The sequence below is a fragment of the Exiguobacterium sp. s78 genome (assembly GCF_018618985.1).
GTDB lineage: Bacteria > Bacillota > Bacilli > Exiguobacteriales > Exiguobacteriaceae > Exiguobacterium_A > Exiguobacterium_A abrahamii.
Map to the genome: position 1 here is coordinate 262,523 of NZ_JACSNB010000001.1, position 19,921 is coordinate 282,443.

Below are 19,921 nucleotides of genomic sequence, written 5' to 3' on the forward strand. Positions count from 1 at the left end.
ATCTGTCAAATGTTTTTTCAGAATTATTCCGCAACAGGTGTCCGGAACAGGTTGAGCGTTCCGATTCGATCGACGGCTTCTTCTAGACGTTCGACGTCAGCAATCAAGCTAATCCGGACGTAGCCTTCACCGTATTCGCCGAAAAATGATCCCGGGGTCACGGCGACGTGTGCTTCGTCAAGTAGATGATCGGTGAAGCTTTGGGACGTGTAACCTTCTGGAACAGGAAGCCAGACGAAGAAGGAACCGCCTGGGCGTGGACCACTCCAACCAATCGCATCGAGTTTTGCGAACAACGCATCGCGTCGTGTTTCATACAAGCTACTTAACTCACGGACGCACGTTTGGTCACTCGTGAGGGCAACGGTCGCCGCATGCTGAATCGGTGTGAAGGCACTGACGTAGAGATGTTCTTGGTATGTTTCGATGCTTGAGATGACGGACGGATTTCCGATCGCGAAGGCAATCCGGAAGCCGGACATGTTGAAGCGTTTTGAGAGTGAGAATAGCTCGATCCCGACGTCTTTTGCCCCTTCCGTCTGCAGGAAGCTTCGCGTCGGACCATCGAAACTGATGCCGCCGTATGCTAAGTCATGGACGACACAGATATCATGGGCATCGGCGAAAGCGACTGTCTGTTCGAAGGCTTCTGCCGTCGCGGTCGCACCCGTCGGATTACTCGGGTAGTTGAGGAACAACATCCGGGCACGCTCGACGTCCGTCGTATCAAGTAAGTCGTAATCCGGTAAGAAGTTATTTTTCTCAAGTAACGGAAGCGTGATCGGGAATGCGCCAGCAAGTGCTGCGCCAGACAGGTAATCCGGGTATCCTGGATCCGGAACGATGACACCTTCTCCAGGGTTGACGATCGTCTGCGGTAAGGCGACGATGCCGGCTTTACTGCCGAGGAGAATTGCGACTTCCGTTGCCGGATCGATTGTGACACCGAATTCAGTCGCATAAAAGCGCGCGACGGCTTGCTTTAGAAAATCATGTCCACGAAACGGTGGATATTGAAGGTTCGTTGGCTCGTCGATGGCTTGTTTTAAGGCATCGAGAATATGTACAGGCGTCGTCTGGTCGGGTGTTCCTTGACCAAGTGTGATGACATCGTGTCCGGCAGCTTTCACAGCACCGATTCGGTTCGCGAGTTCAGCGAAGACAGGAGCAGGAAGCCGATCAATGGCGATGGATGGAGCGAAATGTTTCATGGATGAATGCCTCCTTCGTGGTATTGTCGTCAAGGATAACGAATATTCAGTCAAAAGAAAAGAACTTTTTCGAAATTCAAAAAAATTGTCGGATAAACAGGTACAGATAAGTGGAGCGGGAATAAAGAGTAGGGAGAGGAGTGGGAAGATGAAGCGAGCTAACTGGAAAGAGGCAGTCGTCTATCAAGTCTACTGGCGTAGCTTTAAAGATTCGAACGGGGATGGGATCGGTGATTTGCGAGGTGTCATCGATAAGCTTGATTACATCGCTTCACTGGGTGTCGATGTCGTGTGGTTGAATCCGTGTTATCGTTCCCCGGACGTCGATAACGGCTATGATATTGCCGATTATTACGAGATCATGGAAAAAGCGGGAACGATGGGAGATCTCCAGGAGTTGATCACGGCCGCTCATGCCCGAGGATTAAAGGTCATTCTCGATTTAGTTGTGAACCATACGAGTGACCAGCATGACTGGTTCCGTCAGTCGCGAGAGCGGATTAACGATAAGGATGACTGGTACATCTGGCAGGATGGTACGAAAGAGACGCCTCCGAACAACTGGCGCTCGTACTTTGCGCCAAGCCCGTGGACGTGGAGTGAAGAACGCGGGCAGTATTATTTTCATTCCTTCGCCAAAGAACAGCCCGACTTAAACTGGGAGCACCCAGCTGTGAGGCAAGCGATCTACGATATGATGAACTGGTGGATCGCTCAAGGGATCGACGGCTTCCGGATGGATGTCATCAACTTGATCAAAAAACGGTCGTTTGAAGATGTCGCCAATCCGTTTGATCTCTCGTACCTTGGAAATCAGCCCGGCGTGCATGACTTTTTGCAGGAGATGCATGCGAATGTTCTTGCTGGTAAAGACTTGTTTACAGTCGGTGAGATTCCGTTCGTCGGTCCAGAAGACGGGCTGTTATATGTCAGTGAAGACCGAGAAGAACTCCGGACGCTGTTTCACTTCGAGATCGCGGACGACATGGAGGCGATGGATCTTTTACGGTTCAAGGAAATTCAGAAACGCTGGTACGATGTCTTATACCCACTAGGCGTCAATTCACAGTTCTTGAACAATCATGATCACACACGACAAGTGACCCGCTTCGGCAGTGAACGGTACCGCGTCGAGAGCGCGAAACTACTCGGTTTGATGTTGCATACGTTACCGGGCATTCCATACGTGTATCAAGGAGAAGAGATCGGGATGACGGGGATTCGCTTCTCGGATCCGTCGCTCTATCAAGACGTCGCCTTTCGAAATCGATACGCGGAGCGCGTCGCTGGTGGAGAGGATCCAGAGGTCGTACTCTCGTCGATGCAGTTACTTGCCCGTGATAACTCCCGCACACCGATGCAGTGGGACGGTACACATGCAGCTGGCTTTACGAGTGGGAAACCATGGTTAGCCGTCAACCCGAATTATACGGACATCAATGTCGCGCAGGCAGAAGCCGATCCATCGTCCGTGCTTGCTTTTTACAAGTCGCTGATTCAGATGCGAAAGCAACATCCGATCATGGTTTACGGCACGTACCGAGACTTGGCACTCCATGATCCGTATCTCTATATTTATGAACGGGAACTAGAGGGAGAGGTCTGGCGGATCGTCCTCAACGTACATGATGAACCGATGCAGACCGCCCTCATTTTACCGCATGAAAAATTGTTCGTATCAAACTATCCGGATAGCCCGGATATCTTGCGTCCCTACGAAACACGCGTCTATCGTTATTCTGTTGCAGAACAGAATTGAACCACTGGACGAAAAAATGGGGTTAACTCAAAAAAAGAATGACGCGTCTTTTCACGCCCTTTCCTCAGGCGAGACACAAGCCCCGTTTTCCTGCTTCATTCAAGCAGGAAAACGGAGCTTGTTTGTCTCTGAAGCGCATAAATGCGCTTATTCCTGTAGGAATGGCGTGCGACGCGTCATTCTTTTTGTTATGAGATAAGGGTGGCAGAATGAAAATCTGCCACCCTTATCTTTGGAAAGACTGACTTATGATACAGTCCCATTTTAAGTGTGTGATTTGAATGGAGATGATTTTTTCGTCTGTAAGACCTGAGAGAATCGATCGACAGCTTGGCGCATCTCGTAACTCGGTCCGAGAATGAGGGGACCGTGTCCGACGGCAAGAATATCTGGAGATAGTTCCGTCAGTTGATCAGCCGAACGAAGGGCGACGTCCGGATCCCATGTTGCGAGTGCGGGGAACGGGAATTGCCAACGGACATCACCGGAGACGGCAAGTCCCCCTTGTGTCTGAAAAGCATCCCCGGCGATCAACGTCCGGCTTCCTTCATGCCAAAGCGAGATCGAACCAGGTGTATGACCGGGTGAGGCGATGACACTGAGACTTCCGACTTGTTGACCACTCTCGAGCAATCGATCTGGTCGTGTTTTGATGTTTTTCGGAATACCCCCTTTTAAGGGTGTCGTTTCGCCTTCTCGTAGCGTCTCATCCCCGCTGAGCAATGCAGCATCTCGGTAACTGATACAGACTTGAGCGAGAGGGAAGGCGTTCGCAAGGAAGTCCAGTGAGCCGACATGATCGGCGTGCGCATGAGTCAGAATGATCGCACCGAGTGGTTTCTCTTGCTTTCGAATATAGTGATAGAGCGCCTTTGCGTTGATTCCGAGTCCAGCATCAATCAATGTTAAACTGTCTGCTTCTTCAAACAGGTAGCAGTTGACCGGGAAAAAGGATGGGGTCGTCTGCAATTGGTGTAAACGTTCGATTGTCGTGACACGCATCGGCTTCACTCCTTCAAAAAATGAATAGTCTTCTTCTTTAGTATCGTCTGTTTTTGAATAGGCGTCTAGACGAATTGTGTGGAAAAAGAGGCATCACCTCTAAAAAGATGATCCCTCCTCTACGAATCATTCAAATGTTACAGCGAAGACGGCACCGGCGTGTGGCGCATCATCTCCGTTTGCAGCCGTCGTGACGAGCAATCGATCTTCGTAGAAAATCGGGCACGTCGGATTTGCGACCGGGAAGTCGACATGAGCGAGTTTTTCACCAGTCGTAAGATTCCAACGGGTGATGCATGATCCAGCATAATGCGCGATCCAAGCGTGACCTTCCGCGTCCTTCGTCATACCATCCGGGAACCCTTCTTCTTCTTCGAGATCAACGGCGACACGCTTATTCGAAAGTGGTGCGTCCGAAGCGTAGTCAAAGGCATAGACTTTTTTCGTCGGTGTATCGATGTGATAAAGCGTCTTGCCATCTTCTGACCAGACGAGTCCATTGGAGTTCGTCAAGTCTTCATGTAAGACATCAATGGAGCCATCGTGACGCAGACGGAACAATCCAGCGGTCTTACCGTCTTCTTCATTAATGCTACCGGCGACATATTGACCGGTTGGATCAAGCTTTCCGTCATTCATTCGGTCGGAATCGGGTAGCGACAGTTGATGCTCAAGAGACAGGTGTCCTTCTTTGAGATCAAACGTCCCGAATCCGTGTTCAGCCGTGACACGTAATAAATCCGGTGCATCGGTCAAGGCAATCGATGTGATGGCGCTTGGTAACGTGTACGGTTTAAGTGCTTCTGTGACGAGGTCATATGAAAAGAGAAGTTGATTCGGAATATCAACGAAATAAAAGCGCTTTGTTTTTGCGTCGTAAACAGGAGATTCGCCTGTCTTACATGCGACATCAATGAATAGGGAAACGGTCATAAGTACTCTTCCTCCTAAGTGGACACCTTTTACGAGCAGTCCAGATAATAACAATTTAGTATACCTGTTTTGGCGCGCAATCAAACCTGGATCAAACGGCTGGTATACTAAATAAACGTCTAAAAAATAGCCTGCTATCAAAGCAGACTATCCGTACGAGCGTTATATCAGCGGCTCTTAACGAGCAAGTTGACCGCTTCCTTGACGAGTTCTTCAGTTTGTCCGTCGCCGTTTTGTTCTGCGTCCTTGACGCACTCAATTAGATTCGAACTGACGACGACGCCGATCGTCCGGTCAATCGCAGAACGGGCAGCGGAGAGCTGGGTGATGACATCGCGGCAATCTTGCCCTTCTTCCATCATCCGTAAAATCCCCCGTAGCTGTCCCTCAATCCGACTAACACGGTTCTTCATTTTCCGATCATAATCCATTTTTATTCCTCCGATTCCCGTTGACCTGACGTCATGTAGTATCTTTATGCTATGCCCATTACGGTATAACTGTCAATTCAGCAGAATTTTAAGCTATACTTTTATTAGAATTAGGGAATATGGATGTGGTGAAGATTTTTACTTAGAAAATGAATAAAATAGAAAACGATTTGGTGTCAGCTTGCGTATACTATATGATAAGGCTGACGTCAGAAGGAGGAGAAGGATGCACACTCAATCCGATGAATCGCTTTATCATCTGATGCGTAGCGGTGATGAGCAAGCCCTCGAGACATTGTACGATAAATACGAGCGGTTATTGTTTTCATTCGCCCATCGCTTTACGAATAATGACCGGTTGTCCGAAGAAGTCATACAAGAAGTGTGGATGAAGATTTGGAATGGTCGTGTTGATTTTGATACACAAAAAGGAAAGTTTTCATCGTGGATTTTAACGATTACACGTAACGCGGCACTTGATTGTCTCCGTCGTGAAAAACGACAGCCGACAATCGAAGTCGAAGAACGAGATGGTGGATACGACGAGCCGGTCGAGCGGACGGTCATGCAGCGGGAAACAGCTGCTGAAGTGCGCGGGGCGGTTAGTGAATTGAAACCCGAACAGCAAGAGCTGATTGAACTCGTTTACTTCCAGGGTATGACGCAGCAACAGATTTCAGAGCTACTCGATTTACCTCTTGGAACGGTCAAGACGCGAATCAGGAGCGCGATTCAAGCATTACGAAAACGAATGGATGGGAGGGAACGAGATGGAAGAACGTTGTCATGACTTAATCGATTATTTCAATGGAACATTATCCGCAGCAGATCGCGACGCGTTCGAAGCGCATCTTGCGACGTGTGAAGAATGTCGCGAAGCGCTTTTAGAAATGGAAGAACTCATGCTTCCCATCGCTGAATCGCTTCCGGAGCGACCCGTTCCTGCAGGTATGAAAGCACGAATTCTTGGAGAAGTCCTTGGTTCAGCAGAGACGGCGTCTCCGAAGGAAGCACCGATGACTACTCCGGTAGACATCAAACAAGCACGTCAGCAACAAACGAAGAAAAAGAGTGTCCCACTCGGCTGGTTGATGAGTATCGCCGCCGCCTTGATTCTCTCACTTGGTGCGAATGCCTACTTCCTCTCGCAGGAAGAAAATACGGATACACCAGAGACGTTAGCGATGGATGAGATCAAAGGGATGGGGAACTTCGAAAGCACCGAGTCCATTAAAGGATCAAGCATGATTTTCACGCAAAACGATAAATCGTACATGCTGGTCCAGTTGAAAGATTTACCGCCGCTTCAAGAAGGGCAGCTTTATCAATTATGGACGATCGAAGGCGAAACACCTACTGCGAACGGTGTCATCGAAAAAGATGGAGAGGCAGCAGCTGTCTTCCCACTTAAAGGAGACGGCAAGGTGGACGCGGTCGCCATCACGGTCGAACCAGAACCAGATTTAGAAAAACCGACGGGCGAAATCGTCGCATCGGTCGCATTATAAGAACGAAGTTTAGCGGATCCGTCTCGTACGGATTCGCTTTTTTTGTGCAAGGTGCTCAATGGAATAAGTAAATGCGCGTTGAAATGATAAGAAATCGAATGAATTTCTAATTTTTACTGAAGAAATGAGACCGAGCAGACGATAGTTAGGAGAATGACAGTCTATTAAGGAGAGGCCTCATACAATGAATGAATGGATTATATTAACGAAACATTATGAAGTGACACTCGTCGTAGTGTCAGTGCTCGTTGCCATCATCGGATCATATGGTTCATTAGAGTTAAATCGGCGTCTCGCGAAGGCGACTTCCTTGAAGAAGCGTGCCTTGTTCCTCTCATCATTGACGATGGGATTATCAATCTGGGGAATGCATTTCGTCGGGATGGGGGCATTCGCCCTGTCGGTTACGGTTCGCTATGATTGGTTTTTAATGTTCTTATCCGTCATTCCTGCCATTTTGGCTGCCTTCATTGCCTTTCATCTCTTATACTCGTCGACGATTACGAGAAATAAGGTGATTTTAGCGGGGGCACTGATGGGAGGCGGAATCGCCACGATGCACTATCTCGGGATGATGGCGATGCAGTTCGGTGGAACCGTCCGGTATGAGACAGGATTATTCCTCTTATCGGTTCTGATTGCCGTTACCGTCGCGTATATCGCTTTGCTACTGCTCCATCGCTTAAGACATGTCAATCAGAAACGGATCTTGATTCCCATCGCGGTCGTGATGGGGTTTGCCATCTCGTCGATGCATTATGTCGGAATGCTCGGTACATCGTTTTGTATCCCAGCTTCCAATGCCGGAATCATCGGTGACGCTCCCATCACGTCGAACATCTTAAACGAAGTCGCAATTCCCGTCTTCTTGATTGTCATCTTGATTGCTGGACTCTATATTCATTTGGAGCGACGTGCTCTACAAATGATGGCGTATACGGATCATTTGACCGGACTGCATAATCGGAGATGGCTTGACCATCATATGACGAAGGTCGATGCCCATTACGGTCGAGCGAAACAGGAGATGGCGATGGCCTTGCTTGATCTGGATGGATACAAGTGGGTCAATGACACATTCGGTTTTGATAAGGGCGATGCGGTCATTCGGCAGTTCGCAGAACGGATGCTACGGACGCTAAAGGAAGATGAAGCATGTATCCGTTACAATGGTACGCAGTTCTTCCTGATCAAACGTGTCTCGCAGGAAGATATGACGGAGGTCTTCGAACAGATTTTAGAGGACGTGCGTCAACCGATCGACCTCGAAGATCAGGCAGTCCATCTGACAGCGACGATGGGCGTCATCTTACCGGATACGAAGGAATCGCTTGAAATGCGAATCGGTCAGATGGAGAGTGCGCTGCGTGCTGGTAAGAACGAGGGACGCGATCGTTTCATCATATATGATGATGCGCTACACTCTGATCGCAGAGAGCAATTGATCGTCGGCTCCTTACGCCGGGCGATGACGGATTTCAAGGAGTTCGCTCTCGTCTATCAACCGAAGATCGCACTCGCGACAGGAAAGGTGGATCAGGCGGAAGTTCTGATTCGCTGGAATCATCCGAAGTTCGGTTTCATCTCACCGGCGGAGTTCATCCCGCTTGCTGAAAAATACAGTCTGATTCATCGTTTAACCGAGTGGGTGTTGAAGGAGACCGTCGCACAGATGGAGATTTGGAAGAAGGAAGATTATTTCATTCGCCAAGTCTCTGTCAATTTATCCGCGATGCACTTCCGATCCGAGTCACATAACGTGATGATTAAAGAGATCGTTCACCATTCCTTAAAGAGTGGAAGCGAGTTACAACTACAGCTCGAAATCACAGAAACATCCGTCATGGAGAATCTCGACCGAGCGATGATGATGCTCGGTGAACTGAAGCAACTCAGTCTGACGATTGCACTCGATGACTTCGGAACGGGTCTATCTTCACTGACACACTTAAAGCATCTTCCGATTGATATCCTGAAGATCGACAAGTCGTTCATCGATGAAGTCCCACATGACGAACGGGGAACAGCGATCACAGAAATGATCATTCAGCTTGCGAAGAGTCTTGGAATCGAAGTCGTCGCGGAAGGTGTCGAGACACTCGAACAGCATCTTTTCTTAAAGCGTCTCGGTTGCGATTATGGTCAAGGTTACTATTACAGTAAGCCGATGCACGTAAAGGATCTAAACCAGCGGACGATCGAAGAAACGGTTCTAAATGTCGGATAAGGCAATCCAAACGTGACTTCCGTTCGTATACTAGATAAGCATGCGAGGATTGTGCATGCGACGTCTGGGGGGACGCAAAGCGCTGGAGGTTTTCACCAGCTCGTGCACGATGCAGACAGACATCCAGTACATTCGACTATACTCGATCAACTCAGCTTTCGACGCAGCACCTGTCTGTTCGAACACAAACAAAGGCAACTTCCACGGTGGAAGTTGCCTTTTTCATTTTCGCTTATGAACGAACCGTTAGGACGCAGCCTGTTTGATCCGTCACGAGCACATTCGTATTAAAGTATTGTCCATCACTTTTTAGGATGAGCGCTTTTTTCTCCGCGTTGTAATCGAGTGTCATTTCTTGATCGAGGAAATGACTCGACCACCGCTTGACGAGAACGGGACCGACGTTTGAATCAATCGTCATGTCTTCCGGTGTCGCTTCATCGACGATGCGAATACTGAAAATACCAGAGTTTCCGCAACCACAACCCTCTGTATCGTAATAGAGGTGCAGTTGACCGGATACTTCACCGCGTAATTGGCGGATCCGCTCCTGAGCAGACGGTGTAAATGTGATATTCATGGTCATTCACTCCTTTCCTTTAGTATACGCCGTTTGAACAAGAAAGGAACGTCACTTGCTCACGCTGACTTGGCGGCGCATCCGGACGAGAAGGAAGATATAACCGGCTAACAATAAGACGACGCTACCAAGAACCGTCGTATCGACGAGACCGTTATCGGACTCGAAATTGATCGCGATATACGCCCAGACGAAGACGAGCGGATAAATCGGATCACGGTTCGCAAACATGAAGAGAAGAGCGATGACGACTCCGACGACGAGTATAATCATCGTCCAACCCGCATCTCCGATTCCGAGCCAAGATGTCACACCTTCTGCGTTGATCGTCAGGAAGATGTCAGCAATCGTTGCGACCGACACCCAGCCGAGATACAGCGAAAATGGCAATTTAAAGCGTAACCCTTTCGTCTCACGATCAATTTTTGAGTAGATGACGATCAATGATAGCAATAGACCTACGATGACGACGACCGAGACAACGAACAGTTCAAACGTGAAGGAGACGATCCAACCTGCGTTGAACAAACAGCTGATCAAGAACCACGGTCCGATTTTCTTCGCTAGTTCGTGTTCCTTGAATTTCGGAATCGATTGTAAAATCAACCAGATGAGTAATACCGCATAAATCAATCCCCAAATCGAGAATGCATACCCAGCAGGTTTGAACAATGTGATGATCGAATCAGAGATTCGTCCTGTCTTTCCACCATCGAGAGCGTTCACGGCAATCGTGAAGATGAAGCCGACCCAGTTGAGCCAAATCCATTTATTATTTTTCAAACAAAAAACCTCCTTTATTCTCTAAAGAAGGTTTACCCAAAAATCATTTTCATTAGTCATCACGGTCGGCGTGTCGGGTTCAAAAAGGACATACCGATTGCTGGATTCCCTGTATGCGAACCGAGAACCGGTGTTAAGTCATCGATGCGGACACGCACATCGTACTGCGATTCCAGTCGTTGTTTCCACTCGAGTGCAAGGTCATACGCTGTCGCGTGGAATAGTGAAATATCCGTGACCTGCCCCCGTTCAATGATTGCGACAAGATGATCAAAAATCTTTGAATGCGCTTTTTTAAACGTCCGGACGGTTTGGTAAGGCACGATTTTTCCTTCTTCGAAGTGGAACAACGGGCGAAGTTGCAACAAGTTACCGACGAATGCCTTCGTCGAAGAGATGCGTCCACCTGCTTGTAATTGATCGAGGTTCGCGACCGTGAATTCAATGTGATGGTCGAAACGACGCTCGAGAATGATCTGTTCGACGGATTCGATCGAGTGCCCGGCTTCGACGAGTTCAATCGCTTCTGCTAGAAGTTGACCAGCCGGATAAATCCCACAACGGGAATCAATCGCAATCAGACGAAAGCCAGCAATCTCTGCCCCTTGAACGGAAGCGTTGTACGTTCCGCTCAGTTCACTCGATAAGTGAACAGCGAAGCCGACGTCGTAATCCTCTTTCAACCGTTCATAATGCTCGGTGAAGCTCCCGATCGAAGGTTGGCTCGTCGTTACCTTGTGTTTTGAGTCAATCCAGCTATAGACGGTCTCCGCATCAACGTCGACACCATCGACGAAACTTTCGCCATCCTTCATGACAAGTAAAGGGACGACCGAAAGATCATCGCGCTGAGCGATCGTATCCGGTAAAATCGTTGTACTATCAGTGATCCAAGCGATCCGCATAACAAGTTCCTCCTTAAATTAGTACCTGATATTAATTGTAGGTGTAAGCGTTCTCGCTGTCAAATGAACATTAAAAAATATTGAACGTTTTAGTTGATTAAATAATGAAATACGCTATAATCGGTACGTGATTAGTAAACTTTTAGTCATCTTATACTAAACTAAGCCGCTGAGAGGAGGACGTCGATTGTACTCAATCGGACAAAAAATCAAGAACCTCCGTCTTCAAAAGGGATTGACGCAAGAGGAACTAGGGGAAAGAACAGACCTGAGTAAAGGGTACATCTCGCAACTCGAACGGGAACTCAGTTCACCGTCGATCGAGACGCTGTTTCATCTCCTCGAAGTTCTTGGCATCTCACCGAAGGATTTCTTTGATGAGGATACACTCAATCAAAAAGTCATCTACGGGGAAGAGGATGTCACGACGTATGCCGATGAGGAACAAGGATATCATGTCACGTGGCTCATTCCGGAATCGAACGAGAAAGAGATGGAGCCGGTCCTATTGACACTCGCGCCAGGGGGAGCATTCAAGACGTATGAGCCATCAGGTGCCGAGACGTTCGTCTATGTGCTCACAGGAAACGTCACACTGACGCTCGGACGTCAGTCTTTTGTAGCGAAACAAGGAGAGACACTTTACTATAAGGCTTCAGAAATCCATCAACTACGCAATGAGTCAACACAAGAGACGAAGGTCCTCGTGACCGCGACCGACTCATACTTATAAAGGAGGAACTAGATTGGCAGATACTACGATCATTCAATTCAAGGACGTTACGAAACGATACGACGATCAGACCGTCCTCGACCAAGTCAGCTTTGAAATCGAACGCGGGAAGTTCTATACGTTACTCGGACCATCGGGTTGTGGGAAAACGACGATCTTACGACTGATTGCTGGCTTTTCGGAAGCAACAGAAGGAGACATCATCTTCAACGGAAAACGAATCAACGATGTACCGGCGAACAAACGTCAAGTCAATACTGTTTTCCAAGACTATGCACTCTTCCCGCACTTGAACGTTTTCGAAAACATCGCCTTCGGTCTTCGCATCAAGAAGGTGAAAGAAGCAGAAATCGCAAAACGTGTAACGGACGCATTGAAGTTCGTCAACTTGTCCGGTTATGAGAAACGAGAAATCACCGAGATGTCAGGTGGACAACGGCAACGTGTCGCGATTGCCCGGGCAATCGTCAATGAGCCGGAAGTCATCTTGCTCGATGAGCCATTATCAGCGCTCGACTTGAAATTACGGACAGAGATGCAGTATGAGCTCCGCGACTTGCAACGTCGTCTTGGCATCACGTTCATCTTCGTCACGCACGACCAAGAAGAAGCACTGGCGATGTCAGATGAAATCTTCGTCCTCAATCACGGTGTCATTCAACAATCGGGCACACCGACGGATATCTATGATGAACCGATCAACCGCTTCGTCGCTGACTTCATCGGTGAGTCGAACATCATTCCAGGGCGCATGGTGGAAGACTACCGGGTCTGGTTCGCAGAAAAGGAATTCGAATGTGTCGACCGTGGTCTTGAATTGAACGAACCGGTCGAGATCGTCATCCGTCCGGAGGATCTTGAAATCACGAACGTGACACAGGGGAAACTACAAGTCACCGTCGATTCGCAACTCTTCCGTGGCGTGCACTACGAGATCGCTTGTATGGATGAAGTCGGTAACGAATGGCTCGTCCACAGTACGAAAAAGGCGACGGTTGGTGAGCAGATCGGACTGACATTTGATCCGGAAGCGATTCACGTCATGCGACTGAACGAGACGGAAGAAGAATTCGATAAGCGTCTGGAATCCTACGACGGGGTGTTATGATGCAAAAATCACGTAACTGGTATCTCATCCCGTATCTATTCTGGATTGCCTTGTTCGTCATCGCACCGATCGTACTCGTCGTCTACTATTCATTCCTTGATTTGGACGGTAACTTCTCATTTGAGAACTACCAGAACTTCTTTACGTCGACGTATTTGACGATGACACTCAGCTCGTTCTGGTATGCGTTTTTGATTACGGTGTTTTCGCTCTTGATCGGTTATCCGACCGCTTATTTGTTGACGAAAACGAAGCATAAACAGCTGTGGCTACTTTTGATCATCTTACCGACATGGATCAACTTATTGTTGAAAGCTTATGCCTTCATCGGGTTGTTCAGTACGTATGGTCTTGCGAACCAAACGCTTGAAGCGATTGGGATTGGACGACAACAGATTCTCTTTACCGATTTCAGTTTTGTCTTCGTCTCGGTGTACATCTTCATTCCGTTCATGATCCTGCCGATCTTCAACGCGATTGAAAAACTGAGCCCGTCACTCGTCTTCGCTGCACGTGATCTTGGGGCGTCGAACTTCACGACGTTCCGGCGTGTCGTCTTCCCGTTGACGCTCGATGGTGTGAAGTCAGGCTGTCAGCTCGTCTTCATTCCGGCATTATCGCTGTTCATGATTACGCGTCTGATTGCCGGAAACCGCGTCATCACGCTCGGTACAGCGATTGAACAGCAGTTCCTCGTGACACAAAACTGGGGCATGGGAGCGACGATTGCCGTCTTCCTCATCATCGCGATGGCGATCATCCTTGCCTTGACGAGTACGAAACGGAAGAAAGGAGCGACGACTTGATGAAACGTCTGAAACTAGCAAATCTTTATCTGATCGGAGTCTTCATCATTTTGTATGCTCCGATATTCTACTTGGCATTCTATTCGTTTAACAGCGCTGACAATATGACGAACTTCGATTCGTTCACGTGGGATTGGTACAAGGAAGTCTTCCAAGATTCACGCTTGTTGATCATCGTCTTAAACACACTCGTCATCGCATTGTTGTCAGCTGCGATCTCGACGATCCTTGGCGTATTCGGAGCGATCGGGATTCAAGCCGTCCGCAAGAAACGGGTCGAGACGTCGTTGTTGACGCTAAATAGCATCTTGATCGTCAGTCCGGATGTCATCATCGGGGCATCGTTCTTGATCTTCTTTACGCTACTCGGCATCCAGCTCGGCTTTACGTCGGTCTTACTGTCCCACATCGCATTTTCGGTACCGATCGTCGTCATTCTCGTCTTACCGAAGTTGCAGGAGATGAGTCCGACGCTCGTTGATGCAGCGCGTGACTTAGGCGCAAGCCGTTGGGATGTTTTGACGAAAGTCATCTTACCGTACATTACACCAGGTATCTTTGCTGGATTCTTCACGGCATTGACGTACTCATTGGATGATTTTGCGGTGACGTTCTTCGTGACAGGAAATGGCTTCACAACGTTGTCCGTTGAGATCTACTCACTCGCCCGTCAAGGGATTTCGATGAAGATCAACGCCCTGTCGACTGTCATCTTCTTGTTTACGTTCCTGCTCGTCATCGGCTACTACTTCTTGAACCAACGAGCTGCTACGAAGCTTTCGCGACCGGAGGTGAAATGACCGTTGAAAAAATTGATTCAATTGTTCGCCGCGATTTTCTTGATTTCAGGTGTCATCCTATTCACCTTGAATCAGTTGAATGAGACACAAGGGTATTCAGGGAAAAATGTCCTGAACATCTACAACTGGGGCGATTACATCGACCCAGCACTGATCAAACAGTTTGAAAAAGAGAGCGGCATCAAGGTCGTCTATCAAACGTTCGATTCAAACGAAGCGATGCTGACGAAAATCGAACAGGGAGGAACGACATACGATATCGCTGTTCCGTCCGACTATGCGATTGCGAAGATGATCGATGAGAAGCTCGTCGTTCCGATTGATCATCAAAAAATTCCGAATCTCAAAAACATCGATTCACGCTTTTTAGATTTATCATTCGATCCGAACAACAAGTACTCGATTCCATATTTCTGGGGAACGGTCGGTATCGTCTACAATAAAGACTTGATTGATGGGAAGAAACCGACGAGCTGGAAGGATCTTTGGGATCCGAAGCTAAAGAATCAGATTCTACTCGCTGACGGTGCCCGTGAAGTCATGGGGATGAGCTTGAATAGTCTCGGTTATTCGCTGAACGAAACGGATGAGTCGAAACTACAGGAAGCAAAAGCGAACTTGATGCGCCTGACACCAAACGTCAAGGCAATCGTCGGGGACGAGATCAAGTTATTGCTCGCGAACGAAGAAGCAGGGCTCGGTGTCGTCTGGTCGGGTGATGCAAACGAGATCATGAGTGAAAACGAAAATCTCGACTACGTCATTCCAAAAGAAGGATCAAACGTCTGGTTCGATAATATCGTCATTCCAAAGACGGCTAAAAACGTCGAGGGGGCACACGAGTTCATCAACTTCATGTTGCGTCCTGATATTTCAGCGAAAAATGCGGACTACGTCGGCTATTCGACACCAAACAAAGAAGGTTTGAAACTGCTCGACGAGTCGGTTCGGACCGATGAGCGATTCTATCCTGATAAACAAGTTACCGATACGCTTGAAGTCTATGAGAACCTCGGAAAGAAAATGCTCGCGCATTATAATGAGTTGTTCCTAGAGTTTAAGATGCATAAGAAATGAGGTAGAACCTAGTGTCATGCGACACTAGGTTCTTTTTTTATTTCTCATCAAAAAAATAAATATAAGTTCCCAGAAAAAAACTATAAAAACTGAATAATTTTTTGAAATAGGGGAATCAGTTTATTATCAACGCCTTTCATAGGCGCAGAGGAGGACATCATCATGAAACAAGTCTTAGGAATCATCTTAACTGCCGCACTCACTGTCAGCATCGTGTCAGGCACTTCATATAACCAACCGGTCGAAGCAACAAAACAGACAGACGTCAAATGGCTGCAAGAAATTCAAACACAAGCGAAACAAGCACGTTCACTCGATGGAAAAGTCGTTCTTGAAAAAACAACACTCGCCCAAGTACATAAATCCTATAAGGGGGAAAAGAACTCGAATTGGTGTCAAAGCGGAAATGGTCTTGCCTCAGCGGATCGCGCTCTTCATTACTGCTCCACGTATGGGGTGAAGGACACAAAAGCAAAAGTTAGTGCAATCGTCTATGATCCGAAGCAGGTCAAGCGAACTGTGACGGTCAAGGAAGTCAAAAAAGCGTATCCGACAGCGAAACTCGATAAAACATTCAACGTCATGACCGTTTCCTCAAAACAGGTCAACATTTATCTAAATTTGAATTCCGACCGTACACAAGTCATGTCAATTCTAGTAAAATATAACTAATGAAAAAGGATGACCGATTCGGCCATCCTTTTTATTTAATCGTTTTATAGAGTGGTACGAGATGCGAATAGGTATTTCGAATCATATCGAGTAATTCTTCGCGTGACAGGTGATGCACTTGTTCTGCCGGAATATGACGACCAACAAGGAATTCTGCCTTTTTGACGTCGTGGAAACGTTGTAATCCTTTTTCGATATCCGTCTCATGAACGGAGACGGCGTCTTTTTTCATATGATCGTATGAGACGACGAAATCATCCGGAAGGGATGTCAGCAGTTCTGTATGCTGTAACAGTTTCGATGCGTATTGTTGTTTATTCGGTAACTCGTAGATATAGGCAAGCCAAATGAACAGATGATCATCAAACAGACCGACTTGGAAATGCGGATGTTTTTTGTATCCACGTTTATCGGGTGAGAATGCCATCCATGTATCCTTCGGAGGGTTGACCTTCCGACGTGCATGTTGCGCGATGTGAACATGGACATCTTCTGCTGTTGCGACCGTTAAGTCAGGTGCGACTTCCTGACCGATGTCTCGAAAGACCGGCTGGATGCGTTCGCGAATCGCTTCCATCCGTGGTTCTAGTCCATCGATCTGAAATGTATCAAATGCGTGTTGCGTGAATGTATTTGTCATAAAAAAATCACCTCGCGTCAATTGTATCAAAGGAGACCATCGAAGTTCGACTTTTTGCTCGAAAAGTAGAATAATGGACATATCGATTTCCAGTAATATACAACTACATAACTTAAAGGAAGGGGAATGTTTTGTGCGTCGTTTTCAACAATATCTCCTTCGAAGCTGGGTCGTTTTTTTCGTAATCGTCATAGGCATCGATCTTTTTGCGAAGTCGAGAGATTATAGTCTCAGCGTCGATTTGTTTACGTTCTTATTGATTGCCGCCTTATCGACGATTTTCGTCGTCGATCCTGTCCGTCGTCGTCATATGAGTTTTACTTTCCATTTTGGATTCGTCCTCTTTACATTCTTGACGTATGGATTATTATCAGCGATTTGTGTTGGGCAATTGACGATGCTCATCTATCAGTTGCGAACGATTCATACACCAATCGGACGTCGGCGGATGTTACATAACTATCCCTTCAACGTCGCACTCGAATTGTTTTTAATCGTTCCAGCAGGTCTTGCCTATAATGCACTCGGGGGGACACATGGCGAAGCATTCGTGCTGACAGAAAACATCGTACCGTTACTGGCGATGGTCGCGATCCTCTGGATTGTCCTCTTATTGCAATATCAGTTATCCCGATTTCTTCTTGGAGAAAACATTCCAAATGATGTCATGTTCCAGCTGCTACGTTTCGAAGCGGTCGTCATCACAGCAGAATTGTTATACGGAATCTTCAGTACACTTGTCGTTCAAGGGAACGGAAATAGCGGACTCGTCATGGCGGCGTTTGCCTTATTCATCATCAAGCGCGCACTGGGAAGTTCGGTTGAAGCGACAGACCGGATCGAACATTGGGAGCAGATCGAGCGATTGAAAGAGGCGGCTTGGAAAGACGGTGATGCCCAGTTCATCATCGAGCGGTATTTACGACAGCTCAATCAATTCGTCAAACCGGATATCGCTTGGATTAAGTTTGATTTCAAAGAAGGAAAGCAAAGCGTGTACTATTCGTTGAAGGACGGACGAAAGTTGAAGGCTGATCACGTCGAAGGGCGAATCATTGAAGATATCATCGAAAAAGAAGAAGTCCTTCTTTACGGGATGCAACAGGAGTGGGATATTCGCCTTTACGATAGCTTGCCGGAAGAGACACAGTCGGTCCTCTTCATTCAACCGGAAGCGACGGAGACGATCAACTGCTCGTTGCTCCTTGCCTCGAACGCAAGTGGTGAATTCACGCAGGATTTTGGATATGAGCTATATCGTGCCCTACGTGTCCTGTCATGGGCAGTGGAACGGGCACACGAGCGAGAACGCTTGTTGACTGACAGCCGGACAGATGCGATGACGAAATTACCGAACTATCGTGCCTTGCAAGAGTGGGGCGATCGTCGTATTAAACAACGCGACCTTTATCCGTTCTCGGCCTTAATGATCGATTTAGATCACTTCAAACAAATCAATGATACGTATGGTCATGAAGTCGGAGACGTCGTCCTATTTGAAGTTGCGAAGTTATTGATGCAGGCAACACGTATCACAGATCTTGTCGCGCGTTACGGGGGAGAGGAGTTTGTCATCTTACTACCGAATACGGATCTTGATTCTGCCCAAATCGTCGCAGAGCGAATCCGCGAGACGTTGCATGCAAATCCAATCTTAGTCGAAGGGCATACGCTCCGAATCACGGCCAGTATCGGCATCGATACATTAAAAGAACTTGGTGATCTCGCGAGTTTGATTCGAAATGCCGACCGTGCGATGTACGTCGGAGCGAAGTTCCAAGGACGCGACCGTGTCGCATCGTATCAAGAGTGGAAAGAGAAGGTCATTTAAATCAAGTAGAAGAAGGTAGCAGAGACGCTATCTTCTTTTTTGATGTAAAAAATCCTCCCAGTTCGGATGAACGAGAAGGATCAAAAAAGAATAAGTTCATTGAGCTTGTTGTTTGCTGAGGCGAATCTCGTTTTCAATCGCATGAATCGCGGCTGACCAAGAGCCGTAACGATGAAGTAAGGCTTTCGTCGATGGTTTGTTGTTTCGTTTTGCCCATTCCCGGTATGCTTCAAAAGAGAGGGCAAAGCCGACTTCCTCGATTGCTTGACGCAGAGAAGCAGCAAGTTCAGCTTTTGAATAGGTGACGCTCGCTTCGAGTCCTGCAGCGGTACAAGCATCGTGCCACGAACCGAACATCTTAACGATGTGATAGTGACTCGGTGCATGATGGACGGATTTACGCCACATCTGGTACTTCTTGAGTGTGATCGTAGAGCCGACGTCTTGTGCGTACCGTTCGAACGACTTTAAGATTTCGTCTTTCGTGTATTTCGGTGCCCGCTCAAGCTCCTCCGGCTGTTGATCGACATTCCACTCGTATCCAGCAGCAGACAAGGCTTCTGGCCACGAACCAAATTGACGGATGATGTTTTCTGGCTGAGGCCAGTCATTAACTAAAGCATAACGGCGATAGACAGTACGGCGTGGACGGTCCTGGATGAGTTCACCGACCGCACGGATGGCTTCAATCATCTCAAGCTGCTCTTCTGTATAACTCTGTTGACTCGTAAGTACACGTTGCTTCATGAGTGAGTCCTCCTTCCTAGTTCGATGTAGTATTGAGGCAAAAGTCCTCTGTATTAGATATATCGGTACATTTCCATTAATTATGAATAATTCCCGCAAAATATTGTAAATAAAGTGAATCGGATTCTTTGCTTAGTATAAATGGAAGTCATGGAAATGAAAACAGAA

The 19,921-nt window shown here is 47.6% G+C and carries 20 protein-coding genes; 11 read left to right on the forward strand and 9 right to left on the reverse strand.

Going from position 1 to position 19,921, the window contains the following annotated elements; all coding sequences use genetic code 11:
• Positions 1-23 precede the first annotated feature (23 nt).
• Positions 24-1,211 (reverse strand): aminotransferase class I/II-fold pyridoxal phosphate-dependent enzyme, encoded by a 1,188-nt coding sequence (locus KNQ18_RS01280; RefSeq protein WP_149427828.1) that lies wholly within the window; start codon positions 1,209-1,211, stop codon positions 24-26.
• A gap of 148 nt (positions 1,212-1,359) precedes the next feature.
• On the opposite strand from KNQ18_RS01280, the gene KNQ18_RS01285 reads away from it, so the two are divergent.
• Entirely contained in the window at positions 1,360-2,970 is a 1,611-nt protein-coding gene (locus KNQ18_RS01285; RefSeq protein ID WP_215083625.1) for a glycoside hydrolase family 13 protein, read from the forward strand.
• Positions 2,971-3,234: 264 nt separating this feature from the next.
• Here the strand turns inward: KNQ18_RS01285 and KNQ18_RS01290 are convergent, their stop codons facing one another.
• The 3 genes from KNQ18_RS01290 to KNQ18_RS01300 form a co-directional block, all read right to left on the reverse strand.
• Positions 3,235-3,972: an MBL fold metallo-hydrolase gene (locus tag KNQ18_RS01290; RefSeq protein ID WP_149427826.1), complete on the reverse strand. Its 738-nt coding sequence runs from the start codon at positions 3,970-3,972 to the stop codon at positions 3,235-3,237.
• A gap of 126 nt (positions 3,973-4,098) precedes the next feature.
• Positions 4,099-4,905 carry an SMP-30/gluconolactonase/LRE family protein gene (locus KNQ18_RS01295; RefSeq protein WP_214805477.1) on the reverse strand — a complete coding sequence of 269 codons (807 nt, stop codon included), beginning with the start codon at positions 4,903-4,905 and terminating at the stop codon, positions 4,099-4,101.
• A 167-nt stretch (positions 4,906-5,072) separates the two neighbouring features.
• The gene (locus tag KNQ18_RS01300; protein ID WP_023469359.1) at positions 5,073-5,336 is read right to left on the reverse strand and encodes a metal-sensitive transcriptional regulator; all 264 of its coding nucleotides are present in this window, start codon (positions 5,334-5,336) and stop codon (positions 5,073-5,075) included.
• A gap of 226 nt (positions 5,337-5,562) precedes the next feature.
• On the opposite strand from KNQ18_RS01300, the gene KNQ18_RS01305 reads away from it, so the two are divergent.
• From KNQ18_RS01305 to KNQ18_RS01315, 3 genes are all read left to right on the forward strand, one after another.
• Positions 5,563-6,126, forward strand: a complete 564-nt coding sequence (locus KNQ18_RS01305) for an RNA polymerase sigma factor (protein ID WP_214724000.1) — start codon at positions 5,563-5,565, stop codon at positions 6,124-6,126.
• Positions 6,107-6,844 (forward strand): anti-sigma factor, encoded by a 738-nt coding sequence (locus KNQ18_RS01310; protein WP_149427824.1) that lies wholly within the window; start codon positions 6,107-6,109, stop codon positions 6,842-6,844. Before KNQ18_RS01305 ends, KNQ18_RS01310 begins: the two co-directional genes overlap by 20 nt.
• Positions 6,845-7,028: 184 nt before the next feature.
• Complete coding sequence (locus KNQ18_RS01315) at positions 7,029-9,071, forward strand: bifunctional diguanylate cyclase/phosphodiesterase (protein ID WP_215083627.1); 2,043 nt, start codon at positions 7,029-7,031, stop codon at positions 9,069-9,071.
• Between the two features lie 232 nt (positions 9,072-9,303).
• Here KNQ18_RS01315 and KNQ18_RS01320 read toward each other — a convergent pair whose 3' ends face one another.
• The 3 genes from KNQ18_RS01320 to KNQ18_RS01330 are packed head-to-tail and all read right to left on the reverse strand — an operon-like array spanning position 9,304 to position 11,339.
• Entirely contained in the window at positions 9,304-9,651 is a 348-nt protein-coding gene (locus tag KNQ18_RS01320) for an iron-sulfur cluster biosynthesis family protein (RefSeq protein ID WP_050678117.1), read from the reverse strand.
• A gap of 51 nt (positions 9,652-9,702) precedes the next feature.
• Positions 9,703-10,434: a tryptophan-rich sensory protein gene (locus KNQ18_RS01325; protein WP_215083629.1), complete on the reverse strand. Its 732-nt coding sequence runs from the start codon at positions 10,432-10,434 to the stop codon at positions 9,703-9,705.
• 59 nt (positions 10,435-10,493) lie between these two features.
• Positions 10,494-11,339 carry a DegV family protein gene (locus KNQ18_RS01330; protein WP_023469353.1) on the reverse strand — a complete coding sequence of 282 codons (846 nt, stop codon included), beginning with the start codon at positions 11,337-11,339 and terminating at the stop codon, positions 10,494-10,496.
• A 187-nt stretch (positions 11,340-11,526) separates the two neighbouring features.
• Here KNQ18_RS01330 and KNQ18_RS01335 point away from each other — a divergent pair, with 187 nt between their 5' ends.
• From KNQ18_RS01335 to KNQ18_RS01360, 6 genes are all read left to right on the forward strand, one after another.
• Complete coding sequence (locus KNQ18_RS01335) at positions 11,527-12,072, forward strand: helix-turn-helix domain-containing protein (RefSeq protein ID WP_214805473.1); 546 nt, start codon at positions 11,527-11,529, stop codon at positions 12,070-12,072.
• Between the two features lie 13 nt (positions 12,073-12,085).
• A complete protein-coding gene (locus KNQ18_RS01340; RefSeq protein WP_023469351.1) occupies positions 12,086-13,180 on the forward strand; it encodes an ABC transporter ATP-binding protein in 1,095 nt (364 codons plus the stop codon).
• On the forward strand, positions 13,177-13,986 hold the full coding sequence (locus KNQ18_RS01345; RefSeq protein WP_029342588.1) for an ABC transporter permease: 810 nt from the start codon (positions 13,177-13,179) through the stop codon (positions 13,984-13,986). Before KNQ18_RS01340 ends, KNQ18_RS01345 begins: the two co-directional genes overlap by 4 nt.
• Positions 13,986-14,786 (forward strand): ABC transporter permease, encoded by an 801-nt coding sequence (locus KNQ18_RS01350; protein WP_029342587.1) that lies wholly within the window; start codon positions 13,986-13,988, stop codon positions 14,784-14,786. The genes KNQ18_RS01345 and KNQ18_RS01350 overlap by 1 nt, the downstream gene beginning before the upstream one ends.
• 3 nt (positions 14,787-14,789) lie before the next feature.
• Positions 14,790-15,863 (forward strand): ABC transporter substrate-binding protein, encoded by a 1,074-nt coding sequence (locus tag KNQ18_RS01355; RefSeq protein ID WP_214805471.1) that lies wholly within the window; start codon positions 14,790-14,792, stop codon positions 15,861-15,863.
• Positions 15,864-16,025: 162 nt separating this feature from the next.
• A complete protein-coding gene (locus KNQ18_RS01360) occupies positions 16,026-16,535 on the forward strand; it encodes a hypothetical protein (protein WP_058703798.1) in 510 nt (169 codons plus the stop codon).
• 31 nt (positions 16,536-16,566) lie between these two features.
• Here the strand turns inward: KNQ18_RS01360 and KNQ18_RS01365 are convergent, their stop codons facing one another.
• A complete protein-coding gene (locus KNQ18_RS01365; RefSeq protein WP_064299359.1) occupies positions 16,567-17,175 on the reverse strand; it encodes a YktB family protein in 609 nt (202 codons plus the stop codon).
• 133 nt (positions 17,176-17,308) lie between these two features.
• On the opposite strand from KNQ18_RS01365, the gene KNQ18_RS01370 reads away from it, so the two are divergent.
• On the forward strand, positions 17,309-19,006 hold the full coding sequence (locus KNQ18_RS01370; RefSeq protein ID WP_058703796.1) for a GGDEF domain-containing protein: 1,698 nt from the start codon (positions 17,309-17,311) through the stop codon (positions 19,004-19,006).
• A gap of 96 nt (positions 19,007-19,102) precedes the next feature.
• Here the strand turns inward: KNQ18_RS01370 and KNQ18_RS01375 are convergent, their stop codons facing one another.
• Positions 19,103-19,753 (reverse strand): homing endonuclease associated repeat-containing protein, encoded by a 651-nt coding sequence (locus KNQ18_RS01375; RefSeq protein ID WP_047393045.1) that lies wholly within the window; start codon positions 19,751-19,753, stop codon positions 19,103-19,105.
• Positions 19,754-19,921 lie beyond the last annotated feature (168 nt).

Bases quoted from the DNA above. Each gene is read 5' to 3' on its own strand.
- KNQ18_RS01305 (WP_214724000.1), top strand. From the start codon at position 5,563: ATGCACACTCAATCCGATGAATCGCTTTATCATCTGATGCGTAGCGGT.
- KNQ18_RS01350 (WP_029342587.1), top strand. From the start codon at position 13,986: ATGAAACGTCTGAAACTAGCAAATCTTTATCTGATCGGAGTCTTCATC.
- KNQ18_RS01375 (WP_047393045.1), bottom strand. From the start codon at position 19,753: ATGAAGCAACGTGTACTTACGAGTCAACAGAGTTATACAGAAGAGCAG.
- KNQ18_RS01345 (WP_029342588.1), top strand. From the start codon at position 13,177: ATGATGCAAAAATCACGTAACTGGTATCTCATCCCGTATCTATTCTGG.
- KNQ18_RS01285 (WP_215083625.1), top strand. From the start codon at position 1,360: ATGAAGCGAGCTAACTGGAAAGAGGCAGTCGTCTATCAAGTCTACTGG.
- KNQ18_RS01315 (WP_215083627.1), top strand. From the start codon at position 7,029: ATGAATGAATGGATTATATTAACGAAACATTATGAAGTGACACTCGTC.
- KNQ18_RS01280 (WP_149427828.1), bottom strand. From the start codon at position 1,211: ATGAAACATTTCGCTCCATCCATCGCCATTGATCGGCTTCCTGCTCCT.
- KNQ18_RS01300 (WP_023469359.1), bottom strand. From the start codon at position 5,336: ATGGATTATGATCGGAAAATGAAGAACCGTGTTAGTCGGATTGAGGGA.
- KNQ18_RS01290 (WP_149427826.1), bottom strand. From the start codon at position 3,972: ATGCGTGTCACGACAATCGAACGTTTACACCAATTGCAGACGACCCCA.
- KNQ18_RS01310 (WP_149427824.1), top strand. From the start codon at position 6,107: ATGGAAGAACGTTGTCATGACTTAATCGATTATTTCAATGGAACATTA.
- KNQ18_RS01320 (WP_050678117.1), bottom strand. From the start codon at position 9,651: ATGAATATCACATTTACACCGTCTGCTCAGGAGCGGATCCGCCAATTA.
- KNQ18_RS01365 (WP_064299359.1), bottom strand. From the start codon at position 17,175: ATGACAAATACATTCACGCAACACGCATTTGATACATTTCAGATCGAT.
- KNQ18_RS01360 (WP_058703798.1), top strand. From the start codon at position 16,026: ATGAAACAAGTCTTAGGAATCATCTTAACTGCCGCACTCACTGTCAGC.
- KNQ18_RS01330 (WP_023469353.1), bottom strand. From the start codon at position 11,339: ATGCGGATCGCTTGGATCACTGATAGTACAACGATTTTACCGGATACG.
- KNQ18_RS01295 (WP_214805477.1), bottom strand. From the start codon at position 4,905: ATGACCGTTTCCCTATTCATTGATGTCGCATGTAAGACAGGCGAATCT.